This window comes from Streptomyces panaciradicis, assembly GCF_023516615.1.
In the GTDB taxonomy this organism is placed as follows: Bacteria; Actinomycetota; Actinomycetes; order Streptomycetales; family Streptomycetaceae; genus Streptomyces; species Streptomyces panaciradicis.
In genome coordinates this window covers 1-891 of record NZ_JAMGBF010000310.1, presented here as the reverse complement: position 1 = coordinate 891, position 891 = coordinate 1, and the positions used below count along the sequence as shown (strand labels likewise).

1 protein-coding gene and 1 pseudogene are annotated in these 891 nt (G+C 71.2%); both read right to left on the bottom strand.

Annotation, left to right across the window (positions count from 1 at the left end):
• Positions 1 to 295: pseudogene (locus M8J74_RS44090) on the bottom strand (glucose-6-phosphate dehydrogenase); the annotation flags it as partial.
• On the bottom strand, positions 292 to 891 hold a 600-nt coding region (locus M8J74_RS44085; RefSeq protein ID WP_283949340.1), incomplete at its 5' end, for a transaldolase family protein. The pseudogene M8J74_RS44090 and the gene M8J74_RS44085, both read right to left, overlap by 4 nt.

Below are 891 nucleotides of genomic sequence, written 5' to 3'. Positions count from 1 at the left end.
GCTGCCAGACCTCCTCGCGGAACTCGGTGCGCGCGTGCTCGCGGACCGCGTCGTGGACGACCTGCGCGAAGTCCTGGTCCTCCCAGTCCCGGCGGGCGAACCCGACGAGGGAGAAGCCCGGCGGCAGCAGACCGCGGTTGGCGAGGTCGTAGACGGCCGGCATCAGCTTCTTGCGGGAGAGGTCACCGGTGACGCCGAAGATGACGAGGCCGGACGGGCCGGCGATGCGGGGCAGCCTCCGGTCGCGCGGGTCGCGCAGCGGGTTCTGCCACTCGGTGGCGGCGATCTCGGTCATTCCGCGTCCACCCCCTTGCTGTCCAGGGACTTCGTCACGGCGTCCAGCAGTTCCTGCCAGGCCACCTCGAACTTGGCGACACCCTCGTCCTCGAGCTGCTGCACTACCTCGGCGTAGGAGATGCCGAGCGCCTCGACGGCGGTCAGGTCGGCGTGGGCCTGCTCGTAGCCGCCGGTCACCGTGTCGCCGGTGATCTCGCCGTGGTCGGCGGTGGCGTTCAGGGTGGCTTCCGGCATGGTGTTGACGGTGCCCGGCGCGACCAGCTCGTCGACGTACAGGGTGTCCTTGTACGCGGGGTCCTTCACGCCGGTCGACGCCCACAGCGGGCGCTGCTTGTTGGCCTGAGCCCCGGCGAGGGCGGTCCAGCGCTCACCGCTGAAGACCTCCTCGTAGGCCTGGTAGGCCAGGCGCGCGTTGGCCAGGGCGGCCTTGCCCTTGAGGGCGGCGGCCTCGGGGGAGCTGAGGGCGGCCAGCCGCTTGTCGACCTCGGAGTCGACGCGGGAGACGAAGAAGGAGGCGACGGAGTGGATCACGGAGAGGTCGAGGCCCTTGGCCCGGGCCTTCTCCAGGCCGGCGAGGTAGGCGTCCATGACCTC